We start from the raw sequence: 17,608 nt of genomic DNA on the forward strand, positions 1-17,608 counted from the left end.
CGGGCCGTTCGGAGGCGGTGTCCGCTGTTGACGAGGTGAATTCGGGCCGTTATTCTCGCCGAGATGGGAAAACTGGGGAAGTAAAGCGGTCGGCGTGCCTCGGCACGTCTCTGCGGGGAAACGTTATTTCTTTTCTGTCCATGGTCGAAGTTTCAGCTTCCAACGGTCGTTTTTAAAGTGCGACCGTGTCTTTTGTGTCTTGAGCTGCCCTCTCTCGGGTGGAAAAGTCCCCTTCGGTCCTGGAGCGCTCATCAGCGTCAACCGCACTGATTCACGTAGCGCCCGACCGGCTCCGGAAAACGATCAGGGGATTCGATGTTCGTTCGTCGCGGCCGGAAAACCGGTACTGGGGATGCCGCGCTTTTGGCGTTTCTCGTGGCGTATTCGGTGTCGTCGTTCGGGACCTTTCTCAATCTGATCGCGCTGGCCTTGTTCACGCTGGAAGTGACCGGTGGGCCGCTCGGCCTCGGCGCGGTGATGGCGGTACGCATCGGCGCCGGTTTCCTGTTCGGTGTGCCGGCGGGACGGCTCGCCACGCGGTATGAGCGACGGCGGCTGATGGTCGTCGCGGATCTCGCGCAGGCGGCGGCGATGATCGTGCTCGGCGTCGCCGGGCAGGCGGTCGGGCTGGGTGGGCTGCTCGTGGCCGCCGCCGTACTGGGTGCGGGCAACACGGTGTTCTCGGTGTCGCTGCGGACGAGTGTGCCCTCGATGGTGGGACAGGACCGGCGGGTACGGACGAACGGGCGGCTGGTCGCGGGGCGATCGCTGGGGACGGTGCTGGGCTACGCGGCGGCACCTGTCGTGGTGATGGCGGGCGGATTCGAGGCCGCGTTCCTGATCAACGCCGCGTCGTTCCTGGTGTCCGCGGCGGTGTTGTGGCTGCTTCCCTTGAACACCAACGGTTCCGACCGAGAGAAAGCGGCCGTGCCGACCGGCGGTCCGCGGGTGCGGGTGACGGCCGGACTGTCGTCGGTAGTCCTCGGCCTGGTGCTCATCCGAGGCTCCGACGCGTTCGGTTCCGCGTCGCACAACGTTGCCTTGCCGGTACACGCGGGCGCGGAGTGGCCGGGCGCGCCGTACGCCTTCATGAGCTGGTTCTGGACGGCTTGGGCCGTCGGCACCATCGCGGTGCAGTGGGTCGTCCGCCGGACGGACCACGGCAGGGTGGCGTGGCTCGGCGAACGCGCGTTCGCCGCCGGCACCGTGCTGATGTCGGCGGCGTTCGTGGTCGCGTTCACCGGCCTGCCGATCCCGGTCCTGGTGGTGGTCCTGTTCGTCGCGGGCCTCGCCGACGGGCTCACCGAGGTCGCGTATCTGAGCAGATTGCAGGCCGCGCCGGAAGCGGAACGCGCGCGGTTGTTCGGTCTGTCGGCCAGCGCGGAGACGGCCGGGTTCGCCACCGGGATGGCCACCTGCGGCCTGTTGCTCGAGGTCGCGCCTCCGCCGGTCGTCGTCGCGGCCTACCACGCCCTCCCGGTCCTCGTGGTCGGGATCGTCCTGCTGCGCCTTCGGAGCCGCCGGCCGGGGGCCGTCGGCGTGGTGCCCAGTGTCGCGAAAGCAGCGAAGAAAGGATCGTGATGGGGGAAGCGTTGGTTCACGGGGGACCGCTCGAACTGGGGGCGGGCGAGCGAGTGGATCTCGCCCAAGCGCTGCGGAACGCCGCGGTCGGCGCGCCCGATCGAGCGGTGGTGACGCTGGACGCGGCGGGAAAGCCGGATCGCTGTCCCTACCCGGAACTCCTGGCCAAGGCGAGCGCGGTGCAGGCCCGGCTGCGGGACCTCGGAGCAGGCCCCGGCGATCCGATCGTCCTGTCCGGTCTGCCGCTCGCCGAGTTCTTCCCGGCCTTCTGGGGATGTGTACTCGGTGGTGCGCTGCCGGTGCCGATGGCGGGCGCGGCGGAGGACGACGCGTCACGGCGGCGGCTGAAGTATGTGGCCGAGCTGCTGGGTGATCCCCTGGTGCTCGTCGACGGCACGGCGCCGGGCTTGTCCGGTTTGCGGCTCGCGCGGGTGTCGACGGAGCCGATGAACGCGCTGCCCGAACTCGGCCTTCACTCACCGGCGCCGGACGATCCGGCCCTGGTGATGCTGTCCTCCGGCAGTACCGGCGCCGCGAAGGCGATCCCGCTGACGCATCACGGCCTGATGGAGTTCGCTGCCGGGTCCCGCGAGGCGCTCGGCCTGCGGCCGGAGGACACCACGCTGAACTGGCTTCCGGTGGACCACAGCGGCGCCTTGCTCCTGTACCACGTGCTCGAGGTCTACGCCGGTGTGACGAACGTGCACGTGCCGACCGAGCTGGTACTGGGCAGGCCGAGCCGCTGGCTGGATCTGCTCGCCGAGTACCGGGTCGCGCACAGCTGGTCGCCGACGTTCGGGTTCGCGCAAGTGGCCGCCGAGTTGGCCGAGGACACCCGAGACCGGGATCTGTCGTCGGTCCGCACCCTGGTTTGCGGCGGCGAGCAGATCCAGCTGCCGGTGATGTCGCGCTTTCTCGACCGGACCGCCCGGTTCGGCATCGAGGAGAGCCGGATCCGGCCGGTGTGGGGGATGACGGAGACGGTCACCGCGATCACCTTCGGCAGTCTCGGTACGCCGGACAGCGTGCACCGGGTGCTGAAGTCGAGCCTCGACGGCGAACTGCGCGAAGCCCCCGAATCCGCGGAGGAGCACGAGTGCAGCACGTTCGTGGCGGTCGGTTCCCCCGCGCCCGGGGCGAGCGTGCGGGTGGTGGACGACCGCGGCGAACTGCTGCGCGAGCGTGAGATCGGCAGGCTGCAGGTGCGCTCCGCCCGCGTCACCCGCGGATACCTGCACGCCGAGGAGGCGAACCGCACCGCGTTCCCCGCGCCGGGGTGGCTGGACACCGGTGACCTCGCGTTCCTGGCGAACGGTCAGGTGGTGCTCACCGGCCGGGCCAAGGATCTGATCATCCTCAATGGACAGAACCACTTCTGCCACGAGATCGAGGAAGTCGTGTGTGCGGCGGGCGGTGCCCAGGCCGGCGAGGTGGCCGCGGTCGGCCTGCCCAACGCCGAGTCCGGTACCGAGGACCTGGTCATCCTGATGGCGGCGCGCGCGGCCGGATTCGACGCGGTCGCGAAGGCGGTGCGGGAGGCGGTGTTCGGCCGATTGCGGCTGACCGTGGCGAAAGTCGTCCCGGTCGCACCCGACGAATTCCCGCGGACCGGCGGTGGCAAGGTCCAGCGCGCCGAACTGCGGCGACGGCTGCTCGCCGGGGAACTCGGACGGGCGGGAACCGTCGACGTCCGCGCCACCGTCCTCGCGGCGGTCCGGGAGGTGCTCGGCCAGGACGTCGATCCGCGCACGCCGTTCTACGAGGCGGGGATGACCTCGGTGACCGTGGTCAGGCTGACCACGACGCTGACCACGCTGCTCGGCCGGGAGGTGCGGCCGACCCTGGCGTTCGAGTACCCGACCCCCGCCCTGCTCGCCGACCACCTGTCGGGAGAGGGCCGGGTGAAGGAGCCCTCCGTGGTGGCCACCCCGGCGCACGACGACCGGATCGCGATCATCGGTGTCGCCGTGCGGGTGCCCGGTGCGACGGACCTCGACGGATTCTGGGCCGACCTGCGCGACGGCGTCTCCCGGGTGCGGACCTTCGACGGCGGGGGACCGGGGGTGGTCCCGGTCGCCGGCGCGCTCGACGACGTCGACTCGTTCGACGCGGACTTCTTCGGGATGAGCCCACACGAGGCGGCACTGACCGCGCCCGCGCACCGCCTGTTCCTGGAGTGCTGTCACGAGGCGCTCGAATCGGGCGGCTACGCGGCGGCGGACGCGGGGACCAGGATCGGCGTGTTCGCCGGGACGGGCATGCAGCTTTACGGCCACCAACGGCACGTCGCTCAAGACGCGCGTCCACCTGCCCCGGACGAGCTGACCGCGATGCAGACGGCGATGGGCACGGAGCCCGATTTCCTGGCGGGCCGAGTAGCGCACCGGTTGGGGCTCTCGGGGCCCGCGGTCGGGGTGCAGACGGCGTGTTCGACCGGGCTGGTCGCGCTGCACCTCGCCGGGCAGGCACTGCTCACCGGGGACGCCGACCTGGCCTTGGCCGGGGCGGCGGCCGTCCATCTCCCGCAGGATTCGGGCTACCGGCCGTACCCGGGCGGGATTCTTTCGCCGACCGGCGCCTGCCGGGCGTTCGACGCCGGCGCGGACGGCACGGTCGGCGGCAACGGGGTGATCGCGGTCCTGCTGAAACGGCTCGACCGGGCGATCGCCGACCGTGACACCGTGCACGCGGTGATCCTGGGTTCGGCGGTGAACAACGACGCGGGCCGCACCGCGGGATTCGCGACGCCGAGTGTGTCCGGGCAGGCCGACGTCGTCCGGCTGGCACTGGCACGCGCCAGGGTGGCGGCGTCGTCCGTCACCTACGTCGAGGCGCACGGCACCGGTACCGCGCTGGGTGACCCGGTCGAGTTCGAGGCGCTCAGCCAGGCCTACGCGGAGGACGGTCACACCGGGTTCTGCGCGCTGGGCTCCGTCAAGCCCGGCATCGGCCATCTGGACACCTGCGCCGGTCTCGCAGGCTTGGTCAAGACGGTGCTGATGCTGAAGCACGGAGAACTGGTGCCGACCCTGAACCTGAACCGGCCCAACCCGGAACTCCGGCTGGCAGGCAGCCCGTTCGTGCTGGCGACGGAGCACACGCCGTGGATCACCGACGGACCGCGGCGGGCCGGGGTCAGCGCGCTGGGCGTCGGCGGCACGAACGTCCACGTGATCCTGGAACAGGCCCCGGTGCCCCCGCCGGCACCGGCGGCGCGGGGACCGGTGCTGCTGCCCGTGTCGGCCGCCGACGCCGAGGGACTGTCCACGCTCACCGGCGCCCTCCGAGATCATCTGCGCGCGCACCCGGATCTGCGGGCGCCGGACGTGGCGGCCAGCATGGCGCTCGGCAGACCGCATCGGTCGCACCGGCTCGCCGTGGTCGGGGGTGACACCGCCGAACTGGCGGCCGAGCTCGGCACGATCGGCGAGGGATCCGTTGTCCCGCAACAATTCGGCACGCTCGCGTTCGCCTTTTCCGGACAGGGCTCGGCGTATCGGGGGATGGCTGCGCGGCTTGGGGACGCGTTCCCCGTCTTCCGCGAAGCGCTGGACGAGATGCTGGGCCTTGCCGAGGAGGCCGGGATCACCGGTGTGTCCGAGGCCCTGCTCGGCACGCCGGATCCGGCCGCCGTACTGTCCACTATGGAGGGACAGCCCGCGTTGTTCTGCCATCAGGTCGCGCTGGCGCGACTTTGGCGGTCGTGGGGCGTCCAGCCGGATTTCGTGGTCGGGCACAGTTTGGGGGAGTACGCGGCGCTCGCCGTGGCCGGCGGGATCGACGTGGCCGACGGGCTGCGGCTGACCTGCTTGCGCGGCAGGCTGATGCAGGGGACCGAGGCCGGCGGCATGATCGCGGTCCGCGTCTCACCGGAGCGGGGCGGGCGGCTCGCCGTCGCGACCGGGACCGAGGTCGCGGTGGTCAACGGCGACCAGTCCTGCGTGCTGTCCGGGCCGTCGGCGGCGATCGCGGCCGCGGAGACCCTGCTCGACCGGGAAAATCTCTCCTGGCAAAGGCTTCCGGTGGACCGGGCTTTCCATTCGGTGCTGCTCGAACCCGTTCTCGACGAATTCGAACGCGCGGCCGAAGCGGTGCGGTTCGGCCCGTTGCGGATGCCGTTCGCGAGCAACCTGGGCGGGGTGATCCCGGCCGGTGCCTCGGTCGACGCGCGCTACCTGCGGAGGCAGATCCGTGAGACGGCACGGTTCGACGAGTCGCTGCGAGCGCTCGAACGCGCGGAGTGCGGGGCCTACCTGGAGATCGGCCCGCGTGAGGTGCTCGGCTCGATGGGACGCGCCGCCCTCCCGCACCGGTACTGGCAGCCGTCCGTGGGCTCCCCACCCGACGATGAGTGCGCCGCGGTGCTGCGCGCGGCCGCCGCGCTGTACCGGCGCGGCGCGGACCTGGATTGGGCGGAGCTGGCGCCCGCCGGCCGCCGCGTCCCGTTGCCCGGGTACCCGTACCGACGGGTCCGCTTCGCGCGGCCGTCGGCTCCCACCCCGTCCGGCGCCGGGCAGGTGAGCTCGGGGGCTGTCCTCGCCGAGGTCCGTCGGCTCGCCGCCGACCGGCTCGGCACCGACGACCTGCCCGAAGACACGTCGTTCGTGGCGGGCGGTGCCGATTCGCTCGCCCTGATGGGGCTGGCCCGTGAACTGGAGCGTGCCTTCGGCGTGCGGATCGGCATCCGGGAGCTGCTCTCCGAAGCGGGTACTCCGGCGAAAGTGGCCGAGTTGATCGAGCGAAGCGGCGGAGCGCCGCCCGCCTCCGGTGAAAGCGAGCCGGAGCCCGGCCCGCCTGCCGAAGACGTGTCCCTTCACGGTTTGATGGACCGGCAGCTGAAGCTCGCCGAGACCATGATGCGCCAGATGACGGAGCTGATGCACCGGCAGCTCGACGTGGCCCGCGGGACCCCGGACACCGTGGCGACCGCGCCCAAGCCGGTCGATCAGCCGGTCCGTCCGGCGGCGATGCCCGTCGTGTCGCCCGCGGAACCGGCGACTCCCGGGGCAGGCTGCGCGTTCAGCCTCTACTTCTTCGGCGACTATCCCGATCGGGATCAGCAGGACAAGTACCGGCTGATCATGGCCGCCGCACGGTTCGCCGACGAGCACGATTTCCATGCGCTTTGGTTGCCGGAGCGGCATTTCGACTCCTTCGGCGCGCTCTTCCCGAATCCGTCGGTGCTGGCCGCCGCGCTGGCCGCCCGTACCGAGCGGATCCGGCTGCACGCCGGGTCGGTCGTGCTTCCACTGCACCATCCCGTCCGGGTCGCCGAAGAATGGTCCGTTGTGGACAACCTGTCTTCGGGCCGCGTCGGACTTTGCGTGGCGAGTGGCTGGCACACCAGGGATTTCGCGCTGGCACCGGAGAACTTCGGCAACCATCGCGACCTGATGTACGAGGGGCTGGACACCGTGCGCCGGCTCTGGGCGGGGGAGGAGGTCGCCCTCGTCGCGGGCGACGGCGCGCCCACCACGGTCCGCCTGCATCCGGCGCCCATCCAGCGACGCCCGCCGATGTTCGTCGCCGTGGTCGGAAACCCGGACAGCTACCGCCGGGCCGCCGCGGCCGATCTCGGCGTGGTCACCAATCTGATGACCCAGGACGTTTCCGCGCTGGCCGGCAACATCGCGCTCTATCGGCGCACGCGCGCGGAACACGGGCTCGATCCGGGCGCGGGACGGGTCGTGGTGCTGGTGCACACCTTCCTCGGCGCGGACCACGAACGCGCGCGGCAGCAGGCGTTCCGGCCGTTCTGCGACTACCTGCGCTCGTCGCTTTCGCTGCTCGGCCAGGTCGGGGACAGCCTGGGGCTGAACATCGACCTGGACGGCGCGACCGACGAGGACATCGAGTTCATGCTCGGCGACGCCTACGAACGTTACTGCGGATCCCGTGCCCTGATCGGCAGTCCCGAGCGATGCGCACCGGTGGTGGACGCGCTCGTGGCGGCGGGGGCCGACGAGATCGCCGCGTTCGTGGATTTCGGTGTCCCGCCGGACCAGGTGCTCGACGCGCTGCCTCTGCTCGACGGCCTGCGTCGTCGCTACCAGTCGTCCGACCTCGAGCCGTCACCCGCGCAGCGGCGCATCTGGTTCCTGGAAAGGATGTTCCCCGGCACCGGCGCCTACCACGAGCCCAAGGCGATCCGGCTGGACGGACGGCTGGACGACGTGGCGCTGCGGGAGTCGGTGTCGCGCGTGGTTGCGGCGCATCCCGCCTTGCGCACGGTCTTCCACGAGCGGGACGGCGTACCGCGGAAGTCCGTGCTGCCGTCGATGACCGTCGAGTGCCCGCTGATCGACCTGTCCGGGCGCACCGAAGCCGAAGCCCTTGCCGAGATCCGAGCCAGGTTCGCCCGGACCCGGCTCGCGCTCGACACCGGGCCGCTGGTCGCCTTCGCGCTGGTCCGGCTCGCCGAGGACCGCCATCTGTTATGTCTGGTGGCCCACCACATCGTCTTCGACTCGGCGTCGACGGCGGTGTTCCTGCGTGATCTCGCCGCGCACTACGACGCTTGGCCGGGCCTGCCCGCGACCCGGACCGGGCCGGTGCCCGAGACCGCAGTCGAGATCGGTGATCCCGGCGAGGATCTCGCGTTCTGGCGCGACGAACTGGGTGGGCTGCCCGAACTCGCGCTGCCGACCGACCGGCCGCGGCCACCGGTGCCTTCCCGGCGGGGAGCCGCACTGAGCGACGAGCTGGCGGCGGGTCTCGGCGAACCGCTGCGTGCCGTCGCGGCCGCCTGCGGCAGCACCGTGTTCATGGCGGTGCTCGGCGCGATCGGCGCCGTGCTCGGCCGATACGGCGGGCAGCAGGACTTCGCGGTCGGCACGGTCGTCAGCAGCAGGCCGGACTCCGCGAGGGCCGCGATCGGTCTCTTCCTCGACACGGTCCCGGTCCGGCTCGATCTGTCCGGCGACCCCACCTTCGCGGAGTTGACCCAGCGCGTCAGAGACCGCACCACCCGGGCGTACGAACATCGGACTGTCCCGTTCGACGAACTGGTCGGCCTGCTGAATCCCGATCGCGCCGCGAACCGCAATCCCCTGTTCGATGTGCTGATCGAATTCGAAAACGCGGTGGACGAGCCCTTCGCGCCGCCGCTGACGGCCACCGCGCTGGACATGGCCCGCGACGAGGTTCCGTTCGACCTCGCCTTCTATCTGACGGCGCACGGTGACGGGTTGCGCTGCCTGGTCGAGTACAGCACCGACCTGTTCGACGAAGCGACCATCGCCCGGGCGCTGAATCTGCTGAAACAGGTTCTGCGCCAAGCGATCGCGAAGCCGTCGGCGCGGCTTTCCGAGCTCACCACGCCGACCAGGGAAGACGTGGTGCTGCTCGACCGGTGGCAGCACGGCGCGCCGGAACGGACGGCGGGGTGTCTGCACGCCGCGGTCGAGCGGCAGGTCGCCAGTACGCCCGACGCCACGGCACTGATCAGCGACGACGGTGAGCTGAGCTACCGCGAACTGGACCTTCTCGCCGAGTCGATCGGGCGTCTGCTGGTCGGTCTCGGCGTCACCCGAGGGCAGATCGTGGCGGTCTCCCTGCCGCGTGGCCCCCAGCTGATCGCCGCGCTTTACGGCGTGCTCAAGAGCGGCGCGGCGTATCTGCCGCTGGATCCGCGGCTGCCACCGCAACGGTGCCGGTTCATGCTGCGGGACAGCGGTGCGGTGCTCGTGCTGACTACGAAGGCGGTGCTCGTCGCGCAGCCCGCGCTGGGGGAGTTCCCGGTGCGGCTCGCGGAAGAGATCGTGCCGGATCCGAAGGCGCCGGAGCTGCCCGAAGTGCGGCCGGATTGGCCCGCGTACTGCATGTACACCTCGGGATCCACCGGAACCCCGAAGGGCGTTCTCGTCTCGCATCGCGGTCCGGCCAACGTCGTCGCCTGGCAACGTGATCAGCATCCGCCGATGCGCACCCTGCAATGGACGTCGCCGAGTTTCGACATCAGCGTGCAGGAGATCTTCTCCACCTTGGCCGCCGGCAGCGCGCTGGTGCTGCTCGACGACGAGCGGCACAAGGACCGCGACGCCGTCGCCGAGGTGATCGAGCGGCACCGCGTGGAGCGGATCCTGATGCCGTTCACCCCGCTGAAGCATCTGGTCGAACCCGTCCTCACCGCGCCGTCGCTGCGCCTGATCCTGTGCTGCGGGGAGCCGCTCGTGCTCACTCCGGCACTGCGCCGCTTCCTCGCCGAGCATCCCGATTGCGCGCTGCACAACCAGTACGGTCCGACCGAGGCTTCGCTCATCGCCACGGATCACCCGGTGGATCCGCACGGCGAGCCCCGGCCGTCGATCGGCTCCCCGATCGACGGCGTGCGGCTGCTCCTGCTCGACCGGACCGGCCGCCAGGTCCCGCTCGGCGCCATCGGCGAGATCCATCTCGGCGGGGCCGGGCTCGCCGAGGGTTACCTCGGCAGACCGGAGGAAACCGCCGCGGCGTTCGTCGAAGCCAGGCCCGGTGAACGGTGGTATCGCACGGGCGACCTCGGCCGGTGGCGCGGCGACGGAACCCTGGAATTCCTCGGCAGGCTCGACGACCAGGTGAAGATCCGCGGCAACCGGGTCGAACCCGGTGAGACACAGCGGGTGCTGGCCGGGTTGGACGAGGTCGCGGACGCGGCCGTCGTCGTCCGCCGGGATCACCGTGGCGACGCGGAACTCGCCGGCTACGTCGTGTTCGCCGGCCCGTCCGCACCGGATCCGTGGGCGCGGATCACCGAAGCGCTCGCCGAAGAGCTGCCCTCGTACCTGATCCCGACCCGCTGGGTCGCGCTCGACCGGCTGCCGACGACCACCAGCGGCAAGCTGGATCGCTCCGCTCTGCCCGAGCCGATGTCGACGGCGGTGGACGGGGACGACGCTCTGCCGTCCACGGACACCGAGCGTCGCCTGCACTCGCTCTGGTGCGCCGAACTCGGCCTGAGCGAGGTGGCGGTCGATCGGTCCTTCTTCGCCGTGGGCGGGCATTCGCTCGCGGTGGTCAGACTGGCGGGCCGGATCACCGAGGAATTCGGGATACAGGTCTCGGTCACGGAGTTCTTCCGCGCGCCGACGATCCGCGCGATGGCCGCGCGGCTGGGCGGCCCGCCCGAACCCGCCGTCACCCGGACCGTGCCGTTGACGTCACTGCAACGCAGGCTCTGGAGACGTCAGGCGGAGAACCCGCGGCCGCAGGTGTACAACGTCGGGTATCGCGTGGACCTGCGGGGTGAGCTGGACCCGCCGGCGCTGCACCGCGCTCTCGACCGGCTGGTGGCCAGGCACGACGCCTTGCGCGGTCGTGTCGCGTTGTCCGGTGACGGGCCGCGGATCGACGTGCTGGCCCCGTTCACGCTCGATCTGCCGGTGGAGCATCTGGGTACCGAAGACGCGGCCGGCGACTGGTGCGGCACAGTCGTCGCGGAACCGTTCGTGCTCACCGAGGCACCGCTGCTGCGTGCCCGGCTCGGCCGGATCGCCGCCGATCGCTGGGTGCTGGTGCTCGTCCTGCACCACCTGGTCTGTGACGGCTGGTCCATGAACATCCTGTGGCACGAGCTTTCCGAGCTCTATGCCGCCGAGATCGGCGCGACGTCCACACCGCTGCCCGAACCCGAGGCACAACACTCGGACTACGCACGCTGGCAGACCGGACACGACCACGCGGCCGACGTCCGCTATTGGCGAAGCGAACTCGCGGACGCCGACCTGCGTTGGCGGCTTCCGTACGACCGGAAACCGCCTGCCCGGCCCAGCGGGAAGGGCGATCTGTATCAGGTCTACCTCGCCCCCGAACGGCTTCGCCGTATCGACGGTGTGGCCGCGGCGGCCGGCACCACCCGGTCCGTACTTCTCGCGAGCGTGTTCCTGCTGTGGGCGCGAGAGACCTGCGGTCAACAGGACCTCGTCCTCGCCGTTTCCAGCGCCCGCCGGACTCGCCGCGAACACGAGCGGACGGTCGGCATGATCGGCGAGGCCGTGCCCCTGCGAGTCCGGCTTGGGGAAACCGCCGAACTGCCCGACGTCATGGCGGCGGTGGCGGAGAAGCTGTTCGCCTCGCTCGATCACCAGGAACTTCCGCTCGACGAGACGATCGCGCTCGCCGGGCAAGGCGTCGATCGGTATCCCGCCGTGTTGTTCACCGTTGTCACGACACCGCCGTCGGAGCTGAACCTGCCTGGCTTGTCGGCCACGGTGCACGATTCGCCGGTGGCGGGCTGCGCCAGAACAGAGCTCTACGTCGTGTTCGCCGAAGACGGAGGCGGGTTGAGAATCACCTTTGAATATTCCACGGATTTGTTCGACGCGGCCACCATCGGCCGCTTCGCCCAAGACGTCCTGCGAATGCTGGAGTACTGCTCCGAATGAGTCGACCCTCCACGCACAACTGCGCCATCAGGGCGGGAAGCAGGTTATTGAGGGGTAAGGCAAAGGTGGCGCTGAAACCCATGGTCGAGATGCGTCGCGAAAGTGGCTTTCGCGACACGGCCGCCCAACGGCCGCGAGCGAATCCCCGCGACCCGACACGTTTGCGCTACCCCGCTAGATCTCGTCCCAGGGATTGCTTTCGTAGGCTTCGGTGAGGAAGCCGTGCCGGACCTGCATCGCCGTGAAGTGGCCGTAACCGAACGCGCCCGCCAGGTCTTCCGACCGGGCGGGCGCGCCGTTGAGCTCCAGCTTGACGTCAGGCGTTGACCGTGACGCCGGTGAACTTGACCTCGGTGTTGGGCGGGCCGGTGCCGTCGCCGTTGCCTGCCTGCGCGTTCGCGCCCGCCTTGGCGACCTTGTCGAGCACCTTCAGGCCTTCGTCGGAGATGCTGCCGAAGACCGAGTACTCGGCGGGCAGTTCGGCCTCGCCGTAGACCATGAAGAACTGGCTGCCGCCGGAGTTCGGCTGTTGCGTCTTCGCCATCGCGAGGATGCCGCGGCCGTACTTGATCTCCTTGAACGCCTCGTCCGGCATGGTGTAGCCCGGGCCGCCCATGCCGCTGGCCTCGGGGTCACCGCACTGCAGCATCTGCAGGCCGGTGGTGCCGAGCCGGTGGCACTTGGTGTCGTTGAAGTAGCCCTGCTGGGAAAGGCTGATGAAGCTCTGCACGGCGCACGGGGCGAGCGCCCGGTCCAACGTCAGCGGGATGTCGCCCGCGGTGCTCTTCAGCACGACGTTCATCGTGCCGTTCGAAGAGACGTCCTTGCCTTCCGGCTTGTTCACCTTCTTCGACGGCGGCTTGGCGGCGTCGTCCTTGTAATCACAGGCCACCGGGTTCGCCAGCGGCGTCGGCCGCTTCGGCATCGGAGCGCGCTCCGTGGGGATGGTGACCTCGGGGGTCGGAGGAGCCGAGCTCGGGGAAGCGTCGGAGGCGGCATCGTCACCACTGCTACTGCTGACGATCCACCACACCGCGCCCGCCACGATGGCGACGACACCGACGACCGCCACCGAGCCGACGATCTTGCGCCGCTTGGCCTGTTCGGCCCGTCGCACGATCTGTCGCTCGAGCTTGCGCTTCGCGGCTTCGCGGCGCTGCTGGTTGGTCGGCACCCGCCCTCCCGGTTTCCACTCGATGTTCACACGTCTGAGGTGGGAGGAGTCTATGGGCACAGGCTGTGAGACCCCTGTACAGGGGCCGCTACGCTTACTTGATCGTGATCAGGGCCATCCTGTCACCTGTTCGGTGGAAGAACTGAGGAGGCGTTTCGTGCTGGTTGTCGGTTTTCCGGCAGGCCCCCTCGAAGCCAACTGCTACCTGCTCGCCCCGGACGGCAGCGGTGAATGCGTGATCGTCGATCCCGGCGAGGACGTGGTCGAGCCACTCGAAGCCGCGCTTTCCGCGCACGGCCTGACTCCGGTCGCGATGCTCGCCACCCACGGCCACCCTGATCACGTCGCTTCGGCGGCCGAGGTCGGCGGGCGCCACGGGATACCTCTCTATCTGCACGAGGCGGACCGGCCACTGCTCGGTCAGGACGCCGGGGAACGGAAGGACGGGATCGTGCCACTCGTCGATGGCCCGCTCAGGCTGGCCGGACTGGAGATCACGGTGTCCCGCACACCGGGGCACACCGCCGGTTCGGTGGTCTTCGGGCTGACCTCCGCCGAGGGCGGCCGTATCGCGCTCACCGGGGACAGCCTGTTCGCCGGTTCGATCGGCCGGTCTTCCGGCGACGGCGACGAACTCATGCGGTCCCTCGGCGCCAAGGTGATGACGCTGCCCGACGACACTGTCGTCCTGCCGGGGCACGGTCCGGCCACCACGATCGGGCAGGAGCGGGCGGGCAACCCGTTCCTGGCCGGGACGGGCGCGTGATGGCGGAGCCGACCGGGACCCCGGAGACCCCCGAACGTCTCCCGTTGTTCCACGACGACCCGAAACTGCGTCGCAGGCGCGGCTGCTCCAGCATCGCCGGCGTCGTGATCTTCGCGGCCGCGTTCGGCGGGATCGCCGGACTGATCGGCGGTGAGGTCGCCGGGCTCGTGGTCGCCGGCGTGATCGCGGTGCCGCTCCTCTACGTCATGTTCTACAACCTGCGCCGCCGAGTCTGGCTCGAAGGCGAAACGCTCATCGTGCGGACCTGGGGTGTGCGGCGGATCGATCTGACCGCGGCCGAGCGCATCGACCTGGTGATCAGCGACGTGCGCGGCACCCGGACGGTCAGCCTGCTGGTCAACGCGGGCAAACGCCGCAAGGTCGCGAAGGTCGACATGGCCGTGTACTCCGGCGCGGGCGGCCGCGAGCTGGGCATCCTGCAACTGCGCAAGCTGGCGAACGCGCTGCTGAACAACACCGAAGCGAACGGCCTGGTGTTCTCGGAACTGCTGGTGGCGCAACTGAAGTCGGAGGCGCGCGGGGACGCGGCGGCGGAACGGCCGCTCTACCGGCTCGCCTCGGCGGCGCCCAGCGGGAAGTACATCCAGCGGTTCACGATGGAAGCGGTCAGCCGGTTCGTGGCGACCTTGGACTGACCGGTGGGTCAAGGTGGAAGGTCGAGTTTCCTCGGCTGAGCCGAGGCAAGGGGTCCTTCACGCGCCGCCGGCGTGTCTGGAGGGCGAACTCGCGTGATTGAAGACGTAACTCGCGTGATTGGAGACGTAACTCGCGTGACTGGAGACGGATCTCTCGCAGTGCGTGTCTTCCGGCTGGGGCCACGCGTGTTCCGGCTCCAATCACACGTGACGTGACCAGTCACGAGGCTTCGGTGCGGGTCTCCAGCTTTTCCAGCCGAGTCTTGATCTCTTCCAGCTGGTAGACGATCTCCGGCAGTTCGCCCGCGGCGAAGGTCGCCAGCCGTTCGGAGTGCTTGAGCGTCGCCCGCACGTCGTCGAGTGCGGCGGCGATCTTGGGGACCGCCTCGACGGCCTCCAGCGTCGAGACGAGCACGCGCCGCGCGACGGCGGTCAGCTGTCTCGGGACGGCGAACGCGGCGTCGAAAACGTCGAACATGGCCCCTCCGATCACGCGGCGAACCTCGGGTGCGGCCTCTTCGTACCCGACTCCGGCCCGTGATCGCGCGGTGGGCTCGCGCTTTGGGGTGGCTGTGACTACAGGGACTCTTGTGGCTCCCGCGAGGCGATCAGCGCGGCCAGCACGGTGGTGACCGGGACCGCAGCGACGATGCCGACGCTTCCGGCCAGTGTCCGCACGATCTCCTGCGCGATGTTCTCCGCGCCGAGGATCGAACCGAGTCCGACGCCGGAGAGCGAGGTGTACAGCAGCACCGGCAGCGCCGCCCCCGCGTACGCCATCACGAGGGTGTTGACCGCCGAGCCGACGTGGTCACGCCCGATCCGCAGCCCCGCGCCGTAGAGCTCACGCCAGCCGAGCGACGGGTTCGCCCGCCGGAGTTCCCACACCGCGCTCGTCTGCGTCACGGTGACGTCGTCCAGCACACCGAGCGCGCCGATCACGACGCCCGCCAGCAGCAGCCCCCGGGCGTCGATCCCGTGCCCGAGCGAGCCGATCAGCTGCGAGGTGCTGTCGTCCAGCCCGGTCAGCGACGCGGCGGCCGAGAAGATCGCCGACAGGACACCGATCAGGACCAGGCTCACCAAGGTGCCCAGCACCGCCACCGAGGTTCTCGCGGACAGCCCGTGTGTCAGATACAACGCGACGAACATGATCGCGCCCGCGCCCGCGATCGCCACCAGCAGCGGACTTTCCCCGGCGAGGATGGACGGCAGCACGAAGAGCGCCAGCACCAGGAAGCTCAGCCCGAGCGCGACCAGCGCGGCGAGCCCCTGCCAGCGGCCCAGCACGATCACCGCGAGCGCGAACAACCCGGCGAGCAGCAGCAACGGGGTACCCCGCTGGAAGTCGACGATCTGGAACGACGCGGGGTTCGCGACGTCGCCGCCGTTGTAGGACAGCACCACCTTGTCGCCGGCGGCGAACCGCGGGGTGCTCGGCTCGATCGGCAGCGTCAGCTTCAGCGACTTTCCGGTCCCGGGGCCATCGGTCATCGTCAGTTCGCTGGTGAGACACGGTTTCGCGTCCGGCGGCGGCTCGCCGACCTGGACCTGTCCCTCGGCGAGACACGGGCCGGTGATCGTCCCGGTGACCGTGGCGTTCACCGGGACTCCCTGCGGGAAGACGCTTTTCGCCGGATCCTTGCCCCACGGGTAGAGCAGGACCATGCCGGCGACGGTCGCGGCGGCGAGCGGGATCAGCAGCCACATCAGCAGCAGCCGGACCCGGCGCGACGCGGGCGCCGCCGGTCCGTGGCCGTGCGCGTGCCCGTGGCCGGCCGGTTCGGGCTTCGGTTCGGCGGCGCGGCGTCTGCCCGGTTCGGCCTGCCGCGGCCGCTGGGCCGGGGGACGGGGGCGTCGCGCGCCCTCGGGGCGCGGCGAACGGGACGTTCCGGGCGAACGATCGGACGGGGTGTCCGTAACCCGGCGAATCGGGCCGGTGTCGTCGTCGGAGAGGTCGCGGCGGTTCACCCGCATATCCTCCACAGTGCGCGCCGCGTGCCGCACACGGCCTAGCCGAACGCCTGCCGAAGGTGGACACGGCGATAGGCCGACGGCGGGGTGTCGAAGTGATCGAGGAACGCCTGGCGAAGTGTCTCGGTGGAGCCGAACCCGCATCGCCTCGCGATCGAGGTCAGCGGAAGTTCGGTGCCGCACAACAGTTTCGCCGCGTTTTCGGTCCTCGCCGCCCGTACGTACCTGCTGGGCGTGGTGCTGAGGTGCGCGTCGAACAACCTGGTCAGCTGCCGCGTGCTGATCCCCGCCCGTTCGGCGAGGACGGTGGTGCCGAGATCGCCCGCGAGGTGCTCGGCGACGTACGCGGTGATGTCGCGGACCAGCCGGTTTTCGGGCGGGGGGCCGGACAGGAACATGCTCACCTGCGCCTGGTTGCCCGGCCGTTGCAGGTAGGTCACCAGCATGCGGGCGACCTCCCTGGCGACGCTCGGGCCGTGGTCCTCCTCGACGAACGCGAGCGTGAGGTCGATCCCGCTGGTCACCCCGGCCGCCGTGTAGACGTTGCCGTCGCGCACGTACAGCGGCACCGGATCGACGTTCACCTGCGGGTAGCTCATCGCCAGCCGGTTCGCGAACCGCCAGTGGGTGGTGGCGCGGCGTCCGTTGAGCAGCCCGCACGCGGCGAGCACGGTCGCGCCGGTGCACACCGAGGCGACGCGGCGGGTGTCCTGCGCGAGCCTGCGGATGTGGGAGACCATCCTCGGATCCGCGGCGGCGGTCTCGTGCCCGGTGCCGCCCGCGACGATCAGCGTGTCCAGTTCGCCGGTCACCTGGTCGAGCCGGTGCTGTGCCTGCAGCGTCAGCCCGGACTCGCAGCGGATGCCGCGGCCGTCGACGCTGGCGAGCATGATCTCGTATCCCGGTTTGTCCCCGAGTTTGGTCGCGGCGTCCAGAACATCCGCCGGACCGGCGATGTCGAGCATCTCCGCATTGCTGTAGCCGACAATCAACACTCGTCTGGGTGAACCCGGCATGATCGAACGCTAGCAGTAACGCCCGGCCGCCGGACGTTGTTCGCAGGAATCCGGACATCGGGCCCACCGCGGCTCCGCGT

Annotated in this window: 8 protein-coding genes; 4 read left to right on the plus strand and 4 right to left on the minus strand. The window is 70.3% G+C overall.

Features of this window, described 5'->3' with window-relative positions; all coding sequences use genetic code 11:
- Window positions 1-315 precede the first annotated feature (315 nt).
- Window positions 316-1,581, plus strand: a complete 1,266-nt coding sequence (locus tag ACLJO0_RS24930) for an MFS transporter (RefSeq protein ID WP_410580774.1) — start codon at window positions 316-318, stop codon at window positions 1,579-1,581.
- Window positions 1,581-11,942 carry an amino acid adenylation domain-containing protein gene (locus ACLJO0_RS24935; RefSeq protein WP_410580775.1) on the plus strand — a complete coding sequence of 3,454 codons (10,362 nt, stop codon included), beginning with the start codon at window positions 1,581-1,583 and terminating at the stop codon, window positions 11,940-11,942. The genes ACLJO0_RS24930 and ACLJO0_RS24935 overlap by 1 nt, the downstream gene beginning before the upstream one ends.
- 316 nt (window positions 11,943-12,258) lie before the next feature.
- On the opposite strand, the gene ACLJO0_RS24940 is transcribed toward ACLJO0_RS24935, so the two are convergent.
- Window positions 12,259-13,116, minus strand: a complete 858-nt coding sequence (locus ACLJO0_RS24940; protein WP_410580776.1) for a peptidylprolyl isomerase — start codon at window positions 13,114-13,116, stop codon at window positions 12,259-12,261.
- A gap of 157 nt (window positions 13,117-13,273) precedes the next feature.
- Between ACLJO0_RS24940 and ACLJO0_RS24945 the strand changes: the two genes are divergently transcribed.
- Both ACLJO0_RS24945 and ACLJO0_RS24950 read left to right on the plus strand, forming a co-directional pair.
- Complete coding sequence (locus tag ACLJO0_RS24945; protein ID WP_410580777.1) at window positions 13,274-13,882, plus strand: MBL fold metallo-hydrolase; 609 nt, start codon at window positions 13,274-13,276, stop codon at window positions 13,880-13,882.
- Window positions 13,882-14,538, plus strand: coding sequence for a hypothetical protein (locus ACLJO0_RS24950; RefSeq protein WP_410580778.1), 657 nt, complete (start codon window positions 13,882-13,884; stop codon window positions 14,536-14,538). The genes ACLJO0_RS24945 and ACLJO0_RS24950 overlap by 1 nt, the downstream gene beginning before the upstream one ends.
- 220 nt (window positions 14,539-14,758) lie before the next feature.
- On the opposite strand, the gene ACLJO0_RS24955 is transcribed toward ACLJO0_RS24950, so the two are convergent.
- The 3 genes from ACLJO0_RS24955 to ACLJO0_RS24965 all read right to left on the minus strand — a co-directional run bounded on the left by ACLJO0_RS24955 (window position 14,759) and on the right by ACLJO0_RS24965 (window position 17,528).
- Window positions 14,759-15,016, minus strand: coding sequence for a hypothetical protein (locus ACLJO0_RS24955; RefSeq protein WP_410580779.1), 258 nt, complete (start codon window positions 15,014-15,016; stop codon window positions 14,759-14,761).
- Between the two features lie 98 nt (window positions 15,017-15,114).
- The gene (locus ACLJO0_RS24960; RefSeq protein ID WP_410580780.1) at window positions 15,115-16,509 is read right to left on the minus strand and encodes a YibE/F family protein; all 1,395 of its coding nucleotides are present in this window, start codon (window positions 16,507-16,509) and stop codon (window positions 15,115-15,117) included.
- Window positions 16,510-16,550: 41 nt separating this feature from the next.
- Window positions 16,551-17,528 (minus strand): GlxA family transcriptional regulator, encoded by a 978-nt coding sequence (locus tag ACLJO0_RS24965; RefSeq protein WP_410580781.1) that lies wholly within the window; start codon window positions 17,526-17,528, stop codon window positions 16,551-16,553.
- Window positions 17,529-17,608 lie beyond the last annotated feature (80 nt).

This window comes from Amycolatopsis sp. lyj-108, from assembly GCF_046549005.1.
In the GTDB taxonomy this organism is placed as follows: domain Bacteria; phylum Actinomycetota; class Actinomycetes; order Mycobacteriales; family Pseudonocardiaceae; genus Amycolatopsis.